Raw genomic sequence first — 17,719 nt, forward strand, 5'->3', positions numbered from 1 at the left:
GGTTGCTTTGATCGCGCCCCACAACCCTGCGCGTGGCAGAACGTCGCAGTCGCCGCAGCGTGGTTAACAGCAGCGATACGGCGCGGGCTTGACGCTAGAACCAGATCTGCATCGGCAGATTTTGCGCATCCAATGGCGGTGCTCCTTCGGGAACGCTGTCACAAGGCTCGCACGCGGCGAACGCCACCGCGCAGGCGTCCAGCACGTCGTCGCGCTTGGCTCCGCTGCCGATCCGCGCCTTCGTGAGCCAGCGATCGATGTCGCGAAAGCCCGAGCGCTTGAGCAGTGTGCAACGGAGTGCATCGCCCTCCTCCGACTTCTTGCGCGGCAACGGCATGCCGCCGTTCAGCCGCAGGAACACCAGTTCGGGATGCACCTCGCGGATGTCATGCGCGGCGTCGGCGCGCACGAACGCGTCGACCTCCATGATCTTGTTGCCGAGATGCCAGAGCTGACGCGAGACGCGGGTCTGGCCGCGCCGCAACGCCTCCTGGTTCGCAACGTCGGGATCGCGAAACTCCTCCCACAGCCAGCGCCGTGCCCCGGTGAAGACGCGCGAGGTATGCGGACGCAGGCGCTCGCGGGCGAGACGGTCACACGCGCGCTCGCCGTCATCAGTCATGCCGATCGGGATATCGATCCCGGCGCGATCGAACGGACGCGCCAGCGCGTCCGTAATATCGGCGTGAAAGGAAATCGTGCGCCGGTCGCCGTCGATGCTGACGGCAACCCAGCCCTTGGAAAATCCGTCGAGGCCTGTCGCCCTCAACCCGGATCCTCAACCGAGATTCAGTTCCTTGAAGAAGTCGTTGCCCTTGTCATCGATGATGATGAAGGCCGGGAAGTCGACCACTTCGATGCGCCAGATCGCTTCCATGCCGAGCTCGGGATACTCGACCACCTCGACCTTCTTGATGCAGTGCTCGGCGAGGTTCGCCGCGGCACCGCCGATCGAACCGAGATAGAAGCCGCCGTGCTTCTTGCAGGCCTCGCGCACCGCGACGGCGCGGTTGCCCTTGGCGACCATCACCATCGAGCCTCCAGCGGCCTGGAACTGATCGACGAAAGAGTCCATGCGTCCCGCCGTGGTCGGGCCGAACGCACCGGAGGCGTAGCCGTCGGGGGTCTTGGCCGGGCCCGCGTAGTAGACCGGGTGGTTCTTGAAATAATCCGGCAGCGGCTCGCCCTTCTCCAGCCGCTCGCGCAGCTTGGCGTGGGCGGAGTCGCGCGCCACGATCATGGTGCCGGTCATCGAGACGCGGGTCTTGGTCGGATATTGCGACAGCGTCGCGAGAATGTCCTTCATCGGCTTGTTGAGGTCGATCTTGACGACCTCGCCGCCGAGCGACTGCTCGACCGCGGGCAGATACTGCGCCGGGTTGTGCTCGAGCTCCTCGAGATAGACGCCGTCCTTGGTGATCTTGCCGAGCACCTGACGGTCCGCCGAGCAGGACACGCCAAGCCCGATCGGCAACGAGGCGCCGTGGCGCGGCATACGGATCACGCGGACGTCGTGGCAGAAATATTTGCCGCCGAACTGCGCTCCCACCCCCAAGCTTTGCGTCATCTTGAGGATTTCCTGCTCCATCTCGAGATCGCGGAACGCATTGCCGTCGGCCGAGCCGTGGGTCGGCAGCGCATCGAGATAGCGCGCCGAAGCGAGCTTCACCGTCTTCATGCAGAGCTCGGCGGAGGTGCCGCCGATCACGATCGCAAGGTGGTACGGAGGACACGCCGCGGTGCCGAGCGTCAGCACCTTCTCCTTCAGGAAGGCCAGCAGCCGGTCCTTGGTCAGCACCGAGGGCGTCGCCTGGAACAGAAAACTCTTGTTGGCGGAACCACCGCCCTTGGCCATGAACATGAACTTGTAGGCGTCATCGCCCTCGGCGTAGATCTCGCACTGCGCCGGCATGTTGTTGGCGGTGTTCTTCTCCTCATACATCGACAGCGGCGCGACCTGCGAATAGCGCAGGTTGCGGCGCAGATAGGCGTCGCGGGCGCCTTCGGAAAGCGCCGCCTCGTCGTCGCCGTCGCTGATGACGTTAAAGCCCTTCTTGCCCATGATGATCGCGGTGCCGGTGTCCTGGCACATCGGCAGCACGCCGCCGGCCGCGATGTTGGCGTTCTTCAGGAAGTCGAAGGCGACGAACTTGTCGTTGTCGCTGGCTTCCTTGTCCTCGAGGATCGAGCGCAGCTGCTTCAGATGGCCCGGCCGCAGATAGTGATTGATCTCGCCGAACGCGGCCTCGGAGAGCGCCCGCAGCGCCTCGCGCGACACCACCAGCATGTCCTTGCCCAGGACCTTCTCGACCCGGACGCCCTCGCTCGTGACCTTCTTGTAGGGCGTGGTGTCCGTACCAAGCGGGAACAGCGGGGTGTGCTTGTAGGGCGGAACGGGCTTCTGCTGGTCGGGAAAGGCGGTGGGGGCGTTCATGAGCTGCTCGTTTGGGCTGCGCGTCGGTTCGAAAGGCTGGTCAGCCGCTAGGCCGCCGGCAATGTAGAGCCGTTCTAAGCCTTTTTCGGACAAAGGAAAGGGAAGGCGGCCGCCGTCCAGCCATGCGCTGAAACGGCAATCCGCGTGCTATGTTTCATCGCGCCGTAATCTCAGGTTGCGACAACGCCGAACGATCCACGAGACGCCCAAGGAGACCGTCATGAAGACAGCGCTTTTCGTCTGGTTCGCGGCGCTGGCCTTGTTGATGGCGGTTCCGATTGACGCCAATGCAGCCCGCCTCGGCAAGACGTGCGGCGGCATCGCCGGCCTGCAATGCGGCACCGGCAAGTTCTGCCAGTTCAAGCCAGGGACCTGCGGCCGCTTCGACCAGACCGGCACCTGCGCCTTCCGCCCGACGATCTGCAACAAGATTTTCCGGCCGGTCTGCGGCTGCGACGGCAAGACCTACGGCAATGATTGCGAACGCCGGGCCGCCGGGGCGTCCAAGGCGCGGGATGGGAAGTGCGCGTCCTAAGGCAGGTGGCTAGCCGCCGGTCTTTTAGGGGAACGGAAAGGCACTCGGACTGCCATCGGCAATTGATTGCAGGCGCGAGGCCGCCGGAGTGTCCAAGCACAACGGCAAGTGCAAGGCGCCTGGCTAGGCGGACGGCGCTGTGTGACCGCTCCCGCGGTCACCGCACATATTGACGCGCTCCGCGGGAGCCTGCATGTACCTTCGCGTATTTTTGTACCGCGGGGGTATTTCGTGACAGCACCGTTGCGCCGACGCTTGCCTTTGAGCATCCGCTCCATTCTGCCGGCCGCGCTGATCGCGCTGGCGACAGCCTTCGCGGCGGCACCCGCTCATGCCGATCCCTGCGCGGACATCGCCAAGCAGCTCGCCGGCCAGATCGACGGGCTGAAGGTCAATTTCAGCGCCGCCAACATCACCTACCTCACGCATCCGGCGGCCAAGGAATTGTCGCTCGGCTGCCGCGGCAAGGACTATTCGATCGAGCTCTATGCCAAGACTGATCGCAAGATGAGGCCGGAGTTCTTCAACCTGGTCGGCTCGGCCACGGCGCTGGTCTTCACCGTGCCGAAGGACGACGCCGTGACCGGTACCTCGCGCTGCCTGAAGCGCATGGGAATCCTCCGCGGCAACACCATCACGATGCGCTATCGCCGCCTCAATCTGGAATGCACGCGCAACCGGACCGACGCCTCGATCACCGTCCGCCGCGGCAACAACGAGTGAGCCGTCAGGCTTCGGCGGCGACGCGTCCGATCGCATCGACGATCTTGCCCCAGCCCGGGCTCATCATGTCGAAGGCGTAGCGGTTGCCGGGGAACACGAAACCGTCATGCACCATGCGGACCTGCGTGCCGCCCTCGACCGGCGTCAGCGTCCAGGTGACGACCGAGTCGAGCTTCGAGCCGTATTCGGGATTGGTGTCGGCGCCGCCCTTCCAGGAATAGCGCAGCAGGCGCGGCGGATCGTAATCCAGCACCTCGCAATGCACGACGCCGTCCCAGCCGCCGATCGGCCTGGTGCGGAAATTGAACCGGTGTCCGACCACGGCAACGAAATCGTTCGGCATCAGCCATTTCACCAGCAAGTCGCTCGTGGTCAGGGTACGCCAGATCTTGTCGGCGGCGTAAGGCAGCACCTTCTCGACCGTGATCGCGTGCGTCTCAGCCATCACTCACTCTCCTTCAGCAATTTCTCCAGATTTGCGAAGCGCTCGGCCCAGAACGTCTCATAGTGGCCGAGCCAGTCGATCAGCGGGCCGAGCCCCTTCGGCGCGACGCGATAATGGATATGCCGGCCCTCGCGCCGCTCGGCGACGAGCCCGGCATCGCGCAGCGCGCGCAGATGCTGCGACACCGCCGGCTGCGACACCTTTGAGCCCTGCACCAGCCCGGTCGCGGCCACCTCGCCTTCCCGTGCGATCCGCTCGAACACCGCCCGCCGCGTCGGATCCGCGAGGGTCTTGAGCACATTGGTCAGCTGCATGGCGGCGGTCATGAATTTATATAAGCATCTACTTATATAAAAGTCAATGCGGAGGCGCCAATGCAGCCGCAGCGCCGACGGCGACACGGGAACGTGTTGCGTGCTCCGAAAGTTGATGGCTGCGGTCGCATGTTTGCCGGAAAAAGGGTGCGATAACTGTGATCGGAATCGTGCGGAGCCGCCCATGATCGCAAAGCTCCTCCTGCAGAACACTTTCTTCGTCATCGCCATGGCCGCGCTGCTGTTTGCCTTCGCCGGCACGCTGCACTGGCCCGGCGCGTGGGCCTATCTGATCGCCTCGGCGCTGATCGGGCCCGCCTGCGGGCTGTGGCTCGCCAGGGTCGATCCCGGACTGCTGGCCGAGCGCATGCGTCTCACCGCGCGTGAGGGCCAGCCCACCGAGGACAAGCGCTTCATGCTGGTGTTCGTCGTCGTCGCGGTGCTGTGGTTCGTCGCGATGGGGCTCGACCGGCGCTTTGGCGGCGCCAATGCCGGCGCGCCGCTGATCGTGCTCGGCCTTGTGCTGTATCTGGTCTCGACCGTGCTGATCCTGTGGGTGTTCCGCGCCAATTCGTTCGCCGCACCGGTCGTGAAGGTGCAGACCGAGCGCCACCATCAGGTGATCTCGACCGGCCCCTACGCGTTGGTCCGCCATCCGATGTATACGAGCGTGATGCTGTTCTTCATCGGCGTGCCGCTGATGCTCGGCTCCTGGTGGGGTCTTGCCTTCGTGCCGGTGTTCTTCGTGATGTTTGCGATCCGCACAGGGATCGAGGAGCGCACGCTGGTGGCGGGTTTGTCAGGCTATGCCGATTATGCGGCACGGGTGCGCTATCGCCTTGTGCCCGGGCTGTGGTGAGGATCGATCATGGCGGAGAACAAGACCTATACCGGCGGCTGCCATTGCGGCCAGGTCCGCTTCGAATGCACCACCGACATGGCGATGGTGACCGCCTGCAACTGCTCGATCTGCACCAAGAAGGGCCTGCACTTCGTGTTCATGCCGCCAACGAGCTTCCAGCTTCGCGCCGGCGCCGAGAATTTGAAGGAATATCTGTTCAACCGCCATGCGATCCGCCACCAGCTCTGCGTCGATTGCGGCGTCGACGTGTTCGCACGCGGCAACAAGCCTGACGGCACCGACATCGTGGCGCTCAATGTCAGCTGCATCGACGGCATCGATCTGTCGAAGATCACGATGACGCCGGTGGACGGAAGGAACCGGTAGGCACTTTTCCCTTCGTCATGCCCGGGCACAGCCGTCCGAAGGACGGCGTCGCTTCCGCTCGCCTATGCCCGGGCATCCATCGAATGGTGAGACATGGATGGCCGGGTCAAGCCCGGCCATGACGAGCACAGTAAGATCGCGTCCTGACGGCACCTACAAATCCAGCGCCTTGTAGCGCCGGAAGATCCCCTCCTCGTTGAATGGAATCCGCCGCTCGCTGGCCAGATACGCCTTGATGTTCGGCCGCTCGGCGACGCGATCGCGCAGCGCGATCAGGCGCGGGACCTTCTTTTCGAACGCCGCCATCCGCTTCGGAAACGCGTAGCGCAGGCCTTCCACGATCTGGAACAGCGACAGGTCAACGTAGGTCACCCGGCGACCGGTGACGAAGGCGCCGCCGTTCGCCTGCACGAGGTCCTCGAAATAGCCGAGATATTTTGGCACCCGCGACGCCCAGAATTCTTCCGTGCGCTTTTTCGCCGGCGCCTTCTGGTCCTCGTAATACAGCGACGGGCCGAGCGGATGATGGGTGTCGTGGATCTCCAGCACGAAGTCCGTAATCGTCAGCTGCAGCTGATGCAGCCAGAGCTTGCCACCTTCCGCTTTCGGGGCGAGGCCGTGGCGCGCGCCGAGATAGAGCAGGATGTTCGCGGTCTGCCCGATCACGAGGCTGCCGGCCTTGAGGAACGGCGGCGCAAACGGCGGCGTGCCCTTGTGCGCGTCCATCATCTTCATCATGGCGCCCGTGCCGCCCTTGCCGCGCGCGACGTCGGTGTAACCGGCGTCCGCATCCTCGAGCGCGAGGCGGACATATTCGCCGCGGCCCTGGATCATCGGCCAGTAGTAAAGCTGATAGTGCATGCACTTACCTCCAAAAACTTTCGCCGCGTCGCTTCCCGGTCAGATCGATCGTAGCCGTGCAGCGCTCGGATCGTCCACCGTGGACAGGCTGCCTGTCCGAACCACGCAGAGACTGCTAATGTTCCGACGTCGAATCTTCGATGAAGGATCATCTGATGGCGGACAACAAGAAGAAGCGGGGCGGCGCAGATCGCGCCCTGATCGCGTTGAGCGAATCCTACGAAGTTGCGTACTGGTCCAAGAAGTTCAAGGTCACGCCGGCCAAGCTCAAAGCCGCCGTCAAGAAGGTCGGGCATTCCGCCAAGAAGGTCGAGGCCTACTTCAAGGAGCAGCGGCACAAGGCTGCCGACCGCGCACGGATCGCGATCAGCCAGCCCTACGAGGTCCGCTACTGGTCGAAGAAGTTCAAGGTGACCCCTGCCCGGCTCAAGACCGCGGTGGCCGCAGTCGGACATTCCTCGAAGAAGGTCGAGGCCTATTTCGCGGCCAAGAAGAAAACCGCGAAGAAAAAGAAAGCTGCAAGGAAGACCGTCAAGCGCAAGAAGGCGTGAGCGGTCGAAGGTACGCCGCTCTCTCCTCGTCATTGCGAGCGAAGCGAAGCAATCCACCGCGCCGCATATGCGGAGAGATGGATTGCTTCGTCGCGATCGCTCCCCGCAATGACGCGTTCTGAGGCGACGCTCAGTTCGCCGCGAAGCAGTACAGCAGGCCGTCACCGCCGGTGCTCTTCAGATCGGCCTGCGAGCAGCCGCCGTCGGGGCCGCGCGAGGGATGCGACGCGTTCCAGGATTTTGACGGCTCGTCGTCGCGCAGGCCCTTGCGGTCGAAATGTCCGAGCATGGCGGCGCCTTGCGTGCTGCTTGTCCAGTTCTTGCAGGTGCGGTCCTCACCGGCCGCAAACGCAGTCCCGTCCGCCTGCGATCCCGTCAGCACGTCGTGGCGGTTCGGCGTGTCGCCGGCACCGTTGACGACGTCGCCCTTCTCGGACAGGGCGGTCTGCTTGGTCAGATTGTTGCCGGCGCTGTGCAGGTCGGCGACGTCCTTGGCGACCACGACGCCCTTCACATTCTTCCACGGTCCCTTGCCGATGCGGTCGCGCGCGTTCACCGCGGGCTGGCCGTCGGCGGCCTGGGTCGAGAGATAGGCGCGCCATGTCTTCGGCGCGCCGAAGCCCGCGGCCTGCGCCAGCGTCTGGCAATGATTGTCGGCACCGGCGAGGCCGCCGAGATTGGCGCCGTTGCCGATGCCGTTGCTGGTCAAGAAGAAGCTGGTGTCGGCAGTCTGCGCCTGTGCCGGCGGCGCAGCCGTGACGACAAATGCAAGACAGGCCGGAACCGCGATGCACGCAATGACCTTCATCTTAATCCTCCCGATGGTTGTTATGGTCCGCTGACATCAACCCGCGGCCCGCGCGGATATTCCGGCGCCGCGACGCGCCAATGAAGCGCGCAAAACAAAAGCGCCGCGGTTGATGCCGCGGCGCCTTGTACTTGTCATATCGGGCGATCGATCAGTTGGTCTGCTGGATCGCCGAGAGTTCCCAGTTGCCGCCGCGCTGGCGCACGAAGGTCCAGACTTCGGTGATCTCCTCCGGCTGCCCGTTGCCGCCGACCATCCGGCCGGTGCCGCGCTCGAGCATGGTGTCGACCAGCGTGTAGCGCATCGCGACGGTGGCGTATTCGCTGTCGCCTTCGCTCCAGGCTTCGGCGAGGTCGCCCTGCAACAGCTTCACATTGGACGTCTTGTTGGTGACGTTGCGCGCCTTGTTCTCCTCGAGATCCTTCGAGAAGTACGACACCATCTCCGGCGACGCGAGCGTGTGCAGCTTCGCAATGTCCTCGTTCGACCACGCGGCCTGGATATCGCCGAGCAGCCGCTCGAACGTCTCATAGTCCGCCGGCGTGATCTCGACCGGTGTGTTCGATCCGCCGCCGAGGCCAAAGCCGAAGCCCGAACGGGCGTTGCCCTGCGCGCCGGGACCGACGTCGGGGCCGCCCGCGTACGCGGAGGCCGGCGTATTGCGGCGCTGCCACCACGACATCGCGAGCCGGACGACGAGCACGATCAGACCGATCTGCAGCAGGAGGCCGAGGATCGACGACAGGCCGCCGAGACCCGAGAACAGGCCGCCGCCGAACAGCATGCCGAACAGGCCGGCGCCAAGGAAGCCCGCGGCCAGGCCGCCGAGCAGGCCACGGCCCATTCCGCCGCGACCGAACAGGCCGCCGGACGTCGCCGCCGCCGGCGACCCCATGTTCGGGCTGCCAGGCTGGCTGAAGGTGCGGTTCATCGGCGCAACCGAGCCGGGCGCCGTGCTCGTCGAGGGCGGCGCGGAGAATGTCCGCGAGCCGCGCGAGCCGCCGCCGCCGACGCGAGCGTCGGCCGCCGAAACGGTCATCATCACAGGCAGCGCCAGCGCCATCGCGACGGCGATCGCCCGGACAATTCCACGCGTGCGTTGCGAGAAATTCATGTTGGTTTCCTCAAAGGATTCCCCGGCATGGGGAAACGCCCCTAAGATGGGCAGGGCCTGATAAAAGTGAAGCGGGAAACGGGAACCGCGGCTGCGGCCCTCGGTCGCGGAGATGTGACACTATGGTCCTTGTGGACGCGACGGCGCGTCCTACCGCGAGATGGGGCTCAGGTTCAACCGCGACCGCATCGCAACATGACTATTCCCATGCCAGAAGCGAAGGCGCATCGAAGCCCCTCGCCTGGGTTGGCGCTTCTTATTTGACGCGTTTTCTTCACGCGAACCGGTGCCGACTTCGCTCGAAAACGCTCTAATTCGCCGTCATGGTTTCCTTCACCGCGGCGACCAGCTGCGTCAGCGTGAACGGTTTTGGCAGGAACGCGAACTGCTGGTTCTCGGGCAGGCTCTTCTCGAAGGCGTCCTCGGCATAGCCTGAGACGAAGATGATCTTCAGCTCGGCATTGCGGCTGCGCATTTCCTTCAGCAGCGTCGGGCCGTCCATCTCCGGCATCACGACATCGGAGACGACGAGATCGACGGCGCCGTTGTTCTCCTCGAACGCCTCCAGCGCCTCGACGCCGTTGGCCGCCTCGATCACGCTGTAGCCGCGCGAGCGGAGACCGCGCGCATTCAGCGAGCGCAGGCCGTCCTCGTCCTCGACCAGCAGGATGGTGCCCTGCCCGGTGAGATCGGGCTTCGGCTTGGCGGCTTCGGCGGCGGCGTCCTTTGCCGCGCCATTGCCGGCCTGCGCTTCCGGGGCGACCTCCTGGTCCTGGCGATGCCGCGGCAAATAGATCCGGAACGTGGTGCCCCCGCCAGGCACGGAATCGACATAGACGAAGCCGCCGGTCTGCTTGACGATGCCGTAGACCGTCGACAGGCCGAGGCCGGTGCCCTTGCCGACTTCCTTGGTCGAGAAGAACGGCTCGAAGATCTTGTCGATGATCTCGTGCGGAATGCCGGTGCCGGTGTCCGAAATCTCGATCTTCACATAGTCCGCCGCCGGCATGCCCTTGTTGGCGAGCTGCGCGGCTTCCTCGGTCGGCACATTGCCGGTGCGGATGATCAGCTTGCCGCCGTCCGGCATCGCGTCGCGCGCGTTGACCGCAAGATTGACCACCACCTGCTCGAATTGCGAGACGTCGACCTTCACGGGCCACAGATCGCGGCCATGCACGAGGTCGAGCTTGACCTTCTCGCCGATCAGCCGGCGCAGCAGCATGGTGAGGTCGGATAGCGCATCGCCGAGGTCGAGCACCTGCGGCCGCAGCGTCTGGCGGCGCGAGAACGCAAGCAGCTGCCGCACCAGCGTCGCGGCGCGGGTGGCGTTCTGCTTGATTTGCATGATGTCCTGGAACGACGGATCGGTCGGCTTGTGCGCGTTCAGCAGGAAGTCGTTGGCCATCATGATGGCCGACAGCACGTTGTTGAAGTCGTGCGCGATGCCGCCGGCGAGCTGGCCGACCATCTCCATCTTCTGCGACTGGTTGATCTGGTTTTCCAGCGCGCGGCGCTCGGTGATCTCCAGCATGTAGACGATCGCGGTCTCGGCGTCGCGCTCGTCCTTCTCGACGGTGGTCACGAAGAACTGGGCGAAGCGCTCCTTGGTGCCGTCGAGCATCACCTCGACCGGCGCGATATCGCCCTGGCCCTCGGCGGCCTGGTTGATCGCGGCGATCAGGAGGCCGCGGTCGCGCGGATTGACCGCGCGGAAGATCGACTTGGCCGCGCCGCCGTCGCCGTTCAGCCCCTGCGCCAGCTTGGCATAGCGCGCATTGGCGCCGACCACATTGCCGCCGCGGTCGACGGTCGCGATCGCCATCGGCGTATGGTCGAAGAAGCGCATGAAGCGCACCTCGGCGGCGCGCTCCGGATCGGAACGCTCGTCGCGGGCGCGGCTGATCACCAGCGTGCGCGAGGCGCCCGCCGCGCCGTCGGCGCCGAAGGCGAGCTTGTGATAGAGCCGCACCGGCACGGTCTTGCCGCCGCGCATGCGCAGGTCGATGTCGAACACTTCGGTCTTGACCTCGCCCGGCACCGCCGCAATCGAAGTCAACAGCGCCGCGCCGTCGCCCGAGACGATGTCGGTCAGCTTCAGCCCGCCGGAACCGATCTCGGCCAGATCGTAGTCCAGCCAGTTGGCCAGCGTGGCGTTGACATAGGCGATCTCGCCGGCCGGATTGACCGAGAAGAAGCCGCACGGCGCGTGATCGAGATATTCGATCGCGTGCCGCAGCTCCTGGAACACGTCCTCTTGGTCCTCGCGGTCACGGGTGACGTCGGCGATCGACCACACCGCATATCTCGCGTCGCGCTTGCCCTCGCCGAGCGGGCGCACCCTGAGCCGCAGCCAGCGGCCTTGTCCACCACCTTGCCCGGCCTCGTGGCCGGCGACGCGGACCTCCTCCTGCTGCCGCTTGCCCTCGCGCGCCGCCTTCAAGAGGCGGAACACCGCCTCGGAGACGTCGGGGTTGCCGATGAAGACGCGCTCGACGGGGCGGACGTCCTGCGGCCCGGCCGCGCCGGTCAGCCTCAGATAGGCGGCGTTGGAATAGACCACATGGCCGCGGGAGTCGGTGACCACGAGTCCTTCCTGGGCCTGGTCGGCGATCCGCGCCATCACGGGGTCGTCGGTGGCGCGATCGGAGAAGCGGATGATGCCGGCGGCAAGCGCGAACAGGGTGAACAGGCCGACGGTGGCGAGCAGCGCCAGCACGCCGAGGATATAGGGCTGCGCCTGGGTGCGGCCGATGGTCATCAACCAGACCGCCACCGCGACGATGCCGACGGCGATCAGGACCACCAGCAGGATACTGCCGCTGCGCCGCGCTGGCCCGTGAGCCACGAACGGCTCAGTCGCGGGTGGATCGTTGCTATCGGCGGTCATCTGGAGAGACATGGCTCGTCTGCATCACGAAGGCGCCCGGCCGGCCGCCTCGCCCCTGAGTGCCTGAATCGGACCCGAAAACGCAAGTCCATCAGGCGGCAATTTCGCAAGTTACGCGCATTTCGAGCGGTTTTCCGCCCCTTACTGGCGCAGGCCGGACAGGCCGCGCTTCAGCCGCATCACGTAGCCGATGATTTCGGCAACCGCGTGATAGTGCTCGACCGGGATCTCCTGGTCGATCTCGACGGTCGCATAGAGCGCCCGGGCCAGCGGCACGTTCTCCACGATCGGAATATCGTGCTCCTTGGCGATCTCCCTGATCTTGAAGGCCATGACGTCGACGCCCTTGGCGACGCAGAGCGGCGCCGACATGCTGCGGTCGTAGGCCAGCGCCACCGAATAGTGGGTCGGGTTGGTGATGATCACCGAGGCCTTGGGAACCTGGGCCATCATGCGCTTCTTGGCGCGCTGGACCCGCAACTGCTTGATCCTGCCCTTGACGTGCGGGTCGCCTTCCGACTGCTTGAACTCCTCCTTCATCTCCTGCAGCGACATCTTGTGACGCTCGTACCAGGTCCGGTACTGGAAGAAGTAGTCGGCGATCGCGACCGCAGCGAGGATGGCGACCACCGCCGCCATCAGATGCACCGTCATGCTGATGATGGCGGGCAGAAGCTCGGCGGGATCGACCCGCAGGAATGCCTCCATCCGCAGCCGCTCGGGCCACAGCACCACGACCATCACGGCGCCGAGCGCGATCAGCTTGAACAGGCCCTTCAGGAAATTCGCCACCGCCTGCTTGCCGAACAGCCGCTTGAAGCCGGCGGCCGGCGATATCTTGGAGAATTTTGGCTTCAGCTGTTCGCCCGACCACACCAGCTGATGCTGGATCATGTTGCCCGCGACCGCGGCCAGCGCCAGCATCAGGAACGGTACGCCGATCGCGGCGACCACGGCGTAGCCAAGCGTCTGGGTCAGTTGAAGCAGGCCCGCGCCGTCGGTGCGGATCATCCACGAATTGGCGATCAGGTTGCGCAACGGCATCAAGATGCCGCCGCCGATCGAGCCCGAGAAGGTCGACAGCACCAGCGTGGCGCCGGCGATGATGAACCAGGTGTTGACCTCCTGGCTCTTGACGACGTCGCCTTTCTCAAGGGCTTCATCGAGACGTTTTTGCGTAGGGTCTTCTGTCTTGTCTTCGGTATCGTCGGCCATCGCTCTCCCTGGAACATGATGCGACTTATCGCATCATGTTCTGCGGTCCCTATTTTTGACGCGTTTTCTTCACGCGAACCGGTTCCCACTTCGCTCGAAAACGCTCTGATTAGTTCATCGGAGCAAGCTGGCGCATGACGCCGTTGAAGTAGTCGAAATAGGTATTCATCATCGCCGCGAGCACCACGCCGAAGATCAGGAAGCCGACCATGATCGCGAGCGGCACGCCGACGAAATAGACCTGCATCTGCGGCATCAGCCGCGCCAGCACACCGAGCCCGATGTTGAAGACGAGGCCAAACACCAGGAACGGCGCCGACAGCTGCAGGCCGATCTTGAAGGCGGCGGAGAACGCGGAGGTCGCGAGCGCGGCGACGTCGCCGGTCGGCATGATCTCGCCCGGCGAGAAGATGCGGTAGCTCTCGCTCAGCGCCGCGATGACAAGATAGTGGCTGTCGGTGGCAAACAGCAGGGTGAGACCGAGGATAGTAAGGAAATTGCCGACGATCTGGCCCTGCTGACCCTGGGTCGGATCGACCGCAGTGACGAAGCCGAGGCCGAGCTGCTGCGCGATCACGGAGCCCGCGACATTGAGCGCCGACAGCGTCACCCGCGCGGTCGCGCCGAGCACGATGCCGATGATGAGTTCATGCACCATCAGGACACCGAGCGAGGATATCGACGTCAGGTCGACATGATAGGCGTTGCGATGCAGCGGAAGGATGATCAGCGTCAGCAGCAGCGCGATCGACAGCTTGACCCGCGCCGGGATGTTGCTCTCGCCGAAACCGGGCAGCAGCATCACCATCGCGCCCACGCGCGCAAAGACCAGCACGAATATTGCGGCCAGCGCCGGCAGCAGGGAGACATCGATGCGCATGACCGCGGCATTAGTGCATCAACCGCCGATGATTCGCGACGAAATCCGCATCATGTGGCTGGCGAGCGAGTCGGCCATGAACGGTAATGCCAGCAGCAATGTGACGAAGATCGCGAGTATCTTCGGCACGAAGACAAGTGTCTGTTCCTGGATCTGGGTCAGCGCCTGGAACAGCGACACCACGACGCCGACCACGAGGCCGACCACCATCAGGGGCGACGACACGATCACGATGGTCCAGATCGCATCACGCGCGACGTCGAGGGTTTCAGGGCCGGTCATTTGGAGTTCTCGCTGTTGTTGTTTGTTTCGTCATTCCGGGATGGTCCGAAGGACCAGACCTCAGATGCGCAACTGCGCATCGGGGAATCTCGATTTCCCGGGTTCGCTTCGCGCCCCGGGATGACGTCGCAAGCGACGTCAGATCGGCATCTTCATGATGTCTTCATAGGCCTGGATAACGCGGTCGCGGACCGAGACCAGCGTCGACACGGCAACGTCCGTGTCGGCGACCGCCGTCACCACGTCCATCACATTCGCCTTGCCCGAGGCCATCGCCATGGTCTGCGCGTCGGATTTCTTGCCGGCCTCCAGCACGCTGCCGACGGAGTCCTTCAGCAGCGCGCTGAACGACGGGCCGGCGACGGCCTGCCCGCCCAGTCCGGCTTTCTCGGCGCCGCCGCGCTCCATCAATTTCGCGAGGCTGGCGTAGGCGTTGGCGGCGACTGTCGGTGTAGCCATGATTTACGTTCCCTGTTCTTGTTGCGTCAGGACTTGAGGATGTCGAGCGTGCGCTGGATCATCCGCCGCGTCGCGCTGATGATGTTGAGGTTGGCCTCGTAGGAGCGTTGGGCGTCGCGCATGTCGGTCATTTCGACCATCGGATTGACGTTCGGATATTTGACATTGCCGGAGGCATCCGCCGCCGGATTGCCCGGTTCCTGCTTGATGCGGAACGACGACCGGTCCGGCCGGATCCGGCCGAGGGTCACGACCTGGGCGTCGAGCGAGCGGTCGAGCGCGGACGAAAAGGTCGGCACCTTGCGGCGATAGGGGTCGCCGCCCGCGGTCTGCGCCGTCGAATCGGCGTTGGCGATATTTTCCGAGATCACCCGCATCCGCCCGGCCTGCGCGCGCAGGCCTGAGGTCGCGATGCTCATCGAGCGGCTGAAATCGCTTGTTCCATCTGCCATGGGATCCTCCTGCCGCCGTCAGACGGCCTAGCCCTTGCCGATCGCGGTCTTCAGCAGATGCAGGCTCTTGCTGTAGAGCGAGGTGACCGCCGCGTAGTCCATCTGGTTGGCGGACACTTTCAGCATCTGGTCCTCGAGATTGACCGCATTGCCGGCCGGACGGGTCTGGAAGCCGCTCTTGCCGCGGTCGTTGTCGAAGGCATCAGGCGCGCCGGCCGCCGCCAGATGGGTGCCGCTGGTCTGCATCATCGGCAGCGTCCCCATGCCGCCGCCGATCGTGGCACCGGCCCGGTCAAACTTCGGCTCGACCAGATCGCGCGGCCGAAAGTTCGGCGTGTCGGAATTGGAAATGTTCTCGGCAAGGACGCGCTGGCGCTCCTGGTGCCACTGCATCTTGCTGCGCAGCGCCGACAGGATCGGGAGATCGTTCATGGACATCGCCGCGGCTCCGTTAACCTCTTGGACAACCCTTGGGCTCCCGAGGTAGGCAGAATTTGCCCGGTGTATGGTTAACGGGTGGTTAAAATGCTGGACTGATCCGTGGAGAACACCGCAACTGAGGCCTGAGAGCGCATTTTCGCCACGAATGCTGCGTTAACCAGCACGGACCAAGACAGCGTGGGGCGCTGAGAAGTCGTTTTGGGACAAGCGATTCTTGGTTTATTAATAGAACAGCCGGCTGCAAGCCGCTGGGAATTAAGAAATAAGGCGAATCTCGGGCGCGATTCGCTGTGCAAACCGCACTTGTCAATCCGCGCTCGTTGATGGCGAAAGCTGAGGAAGGCCACGATGGCCGGGGACTCCAATATGCAGGTCGTTACATTCGTCTTGGCATTCGTTGTCGTGCTGGCGCTGATCGGCGTCACCGCATGGCTCGTCCGCCGCTTCGCCGGAAACCGCCTCGGGGCCAACGCCAATCGGGGGCGGATGCCGCGGCTGGCGGTGATTGACGCTGCCGCGGTCGACGGCCGGCGCCGGCTGGTGCTGGTCCGCCGCGACAATATCGAACATCTGCTGATGATCGGCGGCCCCACCGATATCGTCGTCGAGCCGAACATCGTCCGCGCCATGCCCGGACGTGATCAGATGTCGGCCCGCCCCGCGGTCGGCCCAGAAGCCGCGCTGCCGCGCGCCGCACCGCTTCCTGACGCCGCCTGGAACGAGAGCGAGGCCGCCCGTTCCGACAGTTTCGAACTTCCCGAGCCCGAGCTGCCGCAGCGTCAGGCGCGCCCCTCCTTCGCCGACGAGTTGCGCCGGCCCCCGCCGCCGATCGCCGAGCGTCGCAGCGATCCGCTCACGGGCTTCACGCCCGAGCGTAGCGAGCCGCGGCCCGATCCGATGCCGCCGCGCCTGCCGCCGCGCTCCGAACCCGTGATCCCGCGTGTGCCGCGCGCGGCCGAACCGCCGAAGGCGCCGCCGCCGCTGCGCGCGCCCGCGGCCGAGCGCGCCGTCACGCCACCGCCTCCCCCCGCTCCGCCACCGGTCGCGACGCAGGCGCCTCCGGCCCAGCCGCCCGCATCGAATGCCGACGCCAATCTCGCCGAGATGGCACAGCGGCTCGAAGCTGCGCTGCGCCGCCCGACCGGCCCAGGCGAGACCGTCGCGCCGCCGGTTGCGCCCGAGGCGCCGCCGGTGCGTGCGCCGCGCAGCGAGCCGCCCGCCGCGCCTGCCCAGCAGAAGAGCGGGTTCGAGAATCTCGAGGACGAGATGGCCTCGCTGCTCGGCCGACCACCGAAGTCTCCTTCGTGAGATCAGGGTCCGTCCCGCGTAGAGTTTTTTTCATCGCTGTCCTGATCGCCGCCGGATCCTTCGCTGATCCGGCGATGGCGCAGGATATCAGCATCAATCTCGGCGGCGGCAATGGCGGCGTGACCGAGCGCGCGATCCAGCTGATCGCACTGCTCACGGTGCTGTCGATCGCGCCGTCGATCCTGGTCATGATGACGTCGTTCACGCGCATCGTGGTCGTGCTCTCGCTGCTGCGCACCGCGCTCGGCACCGCCACCGCGCCGCCGAACTCGGTGATGATCGCGCTCGCGATGTTCCTCACCGCCTTCGTGATGGGGCCCGTGCTGCAGAAATCCTATGACGACGGCATCAAGCCGCTGGTCGCCAACCAGATCGGCGTCGAGGAGGCGTTGCAGCGCGCCTCGGTGCCGCTGCGCGGCTTCATGCAGAAGAACGTCCGCGAGAAGGATCTGAAGCTGTTCATGGACCTCTCCGGCGAGCCGCCGCCGGCGACGCCCGATGAGATGTCGCTGCGCATCCTGGTGCCGGCCTTCATGATCTCCGAGCTGAAGCGCGCCTTCGAGATCGGCTTTCTGTTGTTCCTGCCGTTCCTGATCATCGACCTCGTGGTCGCCTCGGTCTTGATGTCGATGGGCATGATGATGCTGCCGCCGGTGGTGGTGTCGCTGCCGTTCAAGCTGATCTTCTTCGTGCTGGTCGACGGCTGGGCGCTGGTCGCCGGCAGCCTGGTGCAGAGTTACGGGGGGTAGCCCCGCGAAACATTCATGGCCCGTCAGCTGGAT

General features: G+C 65.0%; 21 protein-coding genes. 7 read left to right on the forward strand and 14 right to left on the reverse strand.

Annotation, left to right across the window (positions count from 1 at the left end):
- Nucleotides 1-94 precede the first annotated feature (94 nt).
- Nucleotides 95-769 (reverse strand): DUF429 domain-containing protein, encoded by a 675-nt coding sequence (locus HAP48_RS46685; RefSeq protein WP_166207191.1) that lies wholly within the window; start codon nt 767-769, stop codon nt 95-97.
- 9 nt (nt 770-778) lie between these two features.
- The gene (locus tag HAP48_RS46690; RefSeq protein WP_166207194.1) at nt 779-2,434 is read right to left on the reverse strand and encodes a fumarate hydratase; all 1,656 of its coding nucleotides are present in this window, start codon (nt 2,432-2,434) and stop codon (nt 779-781) included.
- 220 nt (nt 2,435-2,654) lie between these two features.
- Between HAP48_RS46690 and HAP48_RS46695 the strand changes: the two genes are divergently transcribed.
- Nucleotides 2,655-2,969 (forward strand): Kazal-type serine protease inhibitor family protein, encoded by a 315-nt coding sequence (locus HAP48_RS46695; RefSeq protein ID WP_166207197.1) that lies wholly within the window; start codon nt 2,655-2,657, stop codon nt 2,967-2,969.
- A 261-nt stretch (nt 2,970-3,230) separates the two neighbouring features.
- Nucleotides 3,231-3,692 (forward strand): hypothetical protein, encoded by a 462-nt coding sequence (locus tag HAP48_RS46700; protein ID WP_166207200.1) that lies wholly within the window; start codon nt 3,231-3,233, stop codon nt 3,690-3,692.
- A gap of 4 nt (nt 3,693-3,696) precedes the next feature.
- Here the strand turns inward: HAP48_RS46700 and HAP48_RS46705 are convergent, their stop codons facing one another.
- Together HAP48_RS46705 and HAP48_RS46710 are read right to left on the reverse strand one after the other, a co-directional pair.
- Nucleotides 3,697-4,137 carry an SRPBCC family protein gene (locus tag HAP48_RS46705; protein ID WP_166207203.1) on the reverse strand — a complete coding sequence of 147 codons (441 nt, stop codon included), beginning with the start codon at nt 4,135-4,137 and terminating at the stop codon, nt 3,697-3,699.
- The gene (locus HAP48_RS46710) at nt 4,137-4,463 is read right to left on the reverse strand and encodes an ArsR/SmtB family transcription factor (RefSeq protein WP_029085424.1); all 327 of its coding nucleotides are present in this window, start codon (nt 4,461-4,463) and stop codon (nt 4,137-4,139) included. The genes HAP48_RS46705 and HAP48_RS46710 overlap by 1 nt, the downstream gene beginning before the upstream one ends.
- A 172-nt stretch (nt 4,464-4,635) precedes the next feature.
- Between HAP48_RS46710 and HAP48_RS46715 the strand changes: the two genes are divergently transcribed.
- Nucleotides 4,636-5,310, forward strand: coding sequence for a methyltransferase family protein (locus HAP48_RS46715; protein WP_166207206.1), 675 nt, complete (start codon nt 4,636-4,638; stop codon nt 5,308-5,310).
- 9 nt (nt 5,311-5,319) lie between these two features.
- Complete coding sequence (locus HAP48_RS46720; RefSeq protein WP_166207209.1) at nt 5,320-5,679, forward strand: GFA family protein; 360 nt, start codon at nt 5,320-5,322, stop codon at nt 5,677-5,679.
- 153 nt (nt 5,680-5,832) lie between these two features.
- On the opposite strand, the gene HAP48_RS46725 is transcribed toward HAP48_RS46720, so the two are convergent.
- Nucleotides 5,833-6,540: a glutathione S-transferase gene (locus HAP48_RS46725; protein WP_166207212.1), complete on the reverse strand. Its 708-nt coding sequence runs from the start codon at nt 6,538-6,540 to the stop codon at nt 5,833-5,835.
- A gap of 155 nt (nt 6,541-6,695) precedes the next feature.
- Between HAP48_RS46725 and HAP48_RS46730 the strand changes: the two genes are divergently transcribed.
- A complete protein-coding gene (locus HAP48_RS46730; protein ID WP_166207215.1) occupies nt 6,696-7,091 on the forward strand; it encodes a DUF3606 domain-containing protein in 396 nt (131 codons plus the stop codon).
- 130 nt (nt 7,092-7,221) lie between these two features.
- On the opposite strand, the gene HAP48_RS46735 is transcribed toward HAP48_RS46730, so the two are convergent.
- From HAP48_RS46735 to flgB, 9 genes are all read right to left on the reverse strand, one after another.
- Complete coding sequence (locus tag HAP48_RS46735) at nt 7,222-7,899, reverse strand: lectin (RefSeq protein ID WP_166207218.1); 678 nt, start codon at nt 7,897-7,899, stop codon at nt 7,222-7,224.
- Nucleotides 7,900-8,050: 151 nt separating this feature from the next.
- On the reverse strand, nt 8,051-9,013 hold the full coding sequence (locus HAP48_RS46740; protein ID WP_166207221.1) for a Tim44 domain-containing protein: 963 nt from the start codon (nt 9,011-9,013) through the stop codon (nt 8,051-8,053).
- Nucleotides 9,014-9,323: 310 nt separating this feature from the next.
- On the reverse strand, nt 9,324-11,900 hold the full coding sequence (gene cckA / locus HAP48_RS46745; protein WP_166215810.1) for a cell cycle histidine kinase CckA: 2,577 nt from the start codon (nt 11,898-11,900) through the stop codon (nt 9,324-9,326).
- Between the two features lie 141 nt (nt 11,901-12,041).
- A complete protein-coding gene (flhB, locus tag HAP48_RS46750) occupies nt 12,042-13,115 on the reverse strand; it encodes a flagellar biosynthesis protein FlhB (protein ID WP_166207224.1) in 1,074 nt (357 codons plus the stop codon).
- Nucleotides 13,116-13,224: 109 nt separating this feature from the next.
- Nucleotides 13,225-13,995, reverse strand: a complete 771-nt coding sequence (gene fliR / locus HAP48_RS46755) for a flagellar biosynthetic protein FliR (protein WP_166207227.1) — start codon at nt 13,993-13,995, stop codon at nt 13,225-13,227.
- A gap of 18 nt (nt 13,996-14,013) precedes the next feature.
- Nucleotides 14,014-14,277, reverse strand: a complete 264-nt coding sequence (fliQ, locus tag HAP48_RS46760; RefSeq protein ID WP_024580945.1) for a flagellar biosynthesis protein FliQ — start codon at nt 14,275-14,277, stop codon at nt 14,014-14,016.
- A gap of 138 nt (nt 14,278-14,415) precedes the next feature.
- Nucleotides 14,416-14,736 carry a flagellar hook-basal body complex protein FliE gene (gene fliE / locus HAP48_RS46765; RefSeq protein WP_029085414.1) on the reverse strand — a complete coding sequence of 107 codons (321 nt, stop codon included), beginning with the start codon at nt 14,734-14,736 and terminating at the stop codon, nt 14,416-14,418.
- A gap of 26 nt (nt 14,737-14,762) precedes the next feature.
- Nucleotides 14,763-15,188 (reverse strand): flagellar basal body rod protein FlgC, encoded by a 426-nt coding sequence (flgC, locus tag HAP48_RS46770; protein ID WP_166207230.1) that lies wholly within the window; start codon nt 15,186-15,188, stop codon nt 14,763-14,765.
- 27 nt (nt 15,189-15,215) lie between these two features.
- Complete coding sequence (gene flgB / locus HAP48_RS46775) at nt 15,216-15,626, reverse strand: flagellar basal body rod protein FlgB (protein WP_166207233.1); 411 nt, start codon at nt 15,624-15,626, stop codon at nt 15,216-15,218.
- 369 nt (nt 15,627-15,995) lie between these two features.
- Between flgB and HAP48_RS46780 the strand changes: the two genes are divergently transcribed.
- Together HAP48_RS46780 and fliP are read left to right on the forward strand one after the other, a co-directional pair.
- Nucleotides 15,996-16,937 carry a flagellar biosynthetic protein FliO gene (locus HAP48_RS46780; RefSeq protein ID WP_176399254.1) on the forward strand — a complete coding sequence of 314 codons (942 nt, stop codon included), beginning with the start codon at nt 15,996-15,998 and terminating at the stop codon, nt 16,935-16,937.
- Complete coding sequence (fliP, locus tag HAP48_RS46785) at nt 16,934-17,686, forward strand: flagellar type III secretion system pore protein FliP (protein ID WP_029085410.1); 753 nt, start codon at nt 16,934-16,936, stop codon at nt 17,684-17,686. Before HAP48_RS46780 ends, fliP begins: the two co-directional genes overlap by 4 nt.
- The last annotated feature ends 33 nt before the right edge of the window (nt 17,687-17,719 follow it).

Origin of the sequence: Bradyrhizobium septentrionale (assembly GCF_011516645.4) — a bacterium.
GTDB classification, from domain to species: domain Bacteria; phylum Pseudomonadota; class Alphaproteobacteria; order Rhizobiales; family Xanthobacteraceae; genus Bradyrhizobium; species Bradyrhizobium septentrionale.

What these genes read in the sequence shown, in the direction of transcription:
- fliR (WP_166207227.1), bottom strand. Translation starts at nt 13,995, where the DNA reads ATGCGCATCGATGTCTCCCTGCTGCCGGCGCTGGCCGCAATATTCGTG.
- HAP48_RS46695 (WP_166207197.1), top strand. Translation starts at nt 2,655, where the DNA reads ATGAAGACAGCGCTTTTCGTCTGGTTCGCGGCGCTGGCCTTGTTGATG.
- HAP48_RS46710 (WP_029085424.1), bottom strand. Translation starts at nt 4,463, where the DNA reads ATGACCGCCGCCATGCAGCTGACCAATGTGCTCAAGACCCTCGCGGAT.
- HAP48_RS46715 (WP_166207206.1), top strand. Translation starts at nt 4,636, where the DNA reads ATGATCGCAAAGCTCCTCCTGCAGAACACTTTCTTCGTCATCGCCATG.
- fliQ (WP_024580945.1), bottom strand. Translation starts at nt 14,277, where the DNA reads ATGACCGGCCCTGAAACCCTCGACGTCGCGCGTGATGCGATCTGGACC.
- HAP48_RS46705 (WP_166207203.1), bottom strand. Translation starts at nt 4,137, where the DNA reads ATGGCTGAGACGCACGCGATCACGGTCGAGAAGGTGCTGCCTTACGCC.
- HAP48_RS46690 (WP_166207194.1), bottom strand. Translation starts at nt 2,434, where the DNA reads ATGAACGCCCCCACCGCCTTTCCCGACCAGCAGAAGCCCGTTCCGCCC.
- HAP48_RS46735 (WP_166207218.1), bottom strand. Translation starts at nt 7,899, where the DNA reads ATGAAGGTCATTGCGTGCATCGCGGTTCCGGCCTGTCTTGCATTTGTC.
- cckA (WP_166215810.1), bottom strand. Translation starts at nt 11,900, where the DNA reads ATGACCGCCGATAGCAACGATCCACCCGCGACTGAGCCGTTCGTGGCT.
- HAP48_RS46740 (WP_166207221.1), bottom strand. Translation starts at nt 9,013, where the DNA reads ATGAATTTCTCGCAACGCACGCGTGGAATTGTCCGGGCGATCGCCGTC.
- flgC (WP_166207230.1), bottom strand. Translation starts at nt 15,188, where the DNA reads ATGGCAGATGGAACAAGCGATTTCAGCCGCTCGATGAGCATCGCGACC.
- HAP48_RS46725 (WP_166207212.1), bottom strand. Translation starts at nt 6,540, where the DNA reads ATGCACTATCAGCTTTACTACTGGCCGATGATCCAGGGCCGCGGCGAA.
- HAP48_RS46730 (WP_166207215.1), top strand. Translation starts at nt 6,696, where the DNA reads ATGGCGGACAACAAGAAGAAGCGGGGCGGCGCAGATCGCGCCCTGATC.
- HAP48_RS46720 (WP_166207209.1), top strand. Translation starts at nt 5,320, where the DNA reads ATGGCGGAGAACAAGACCTATACCGGCGGCTGCCATTGCGGCCAGGTC.
- fliE (WP_029085414.1), bottom strand. Translation starts at nt 14,736, where the DNA reads ATGGCTACACCGACAGTCGCCGCCAACGCCTACGCCAGCCTCGCGAAA.
- HAP48_RS46780 (WP_176399254.1), top strand. Translation starts at nt 15,996, where the DNA reads ATGCAGGTCGTTACATTCGTCTTGGCATTCGTTGTCGTGCTGGCGCTG.
- flgB (WP_166207233.1), bottom strand. Translation starts at nt 15,626, where the DNA reads ATGTCCATGAACGATCTCCCGATCCTGTCGGCGCTGCGCAGCAAGATG.
- flhB (WP_166207224.1), bottom strand. Translation starts at nt 13,115, where the DNA reads ATGGCCGACGATACCGAAGACAAGACAGAAGACCCTACGCAAAAACGT.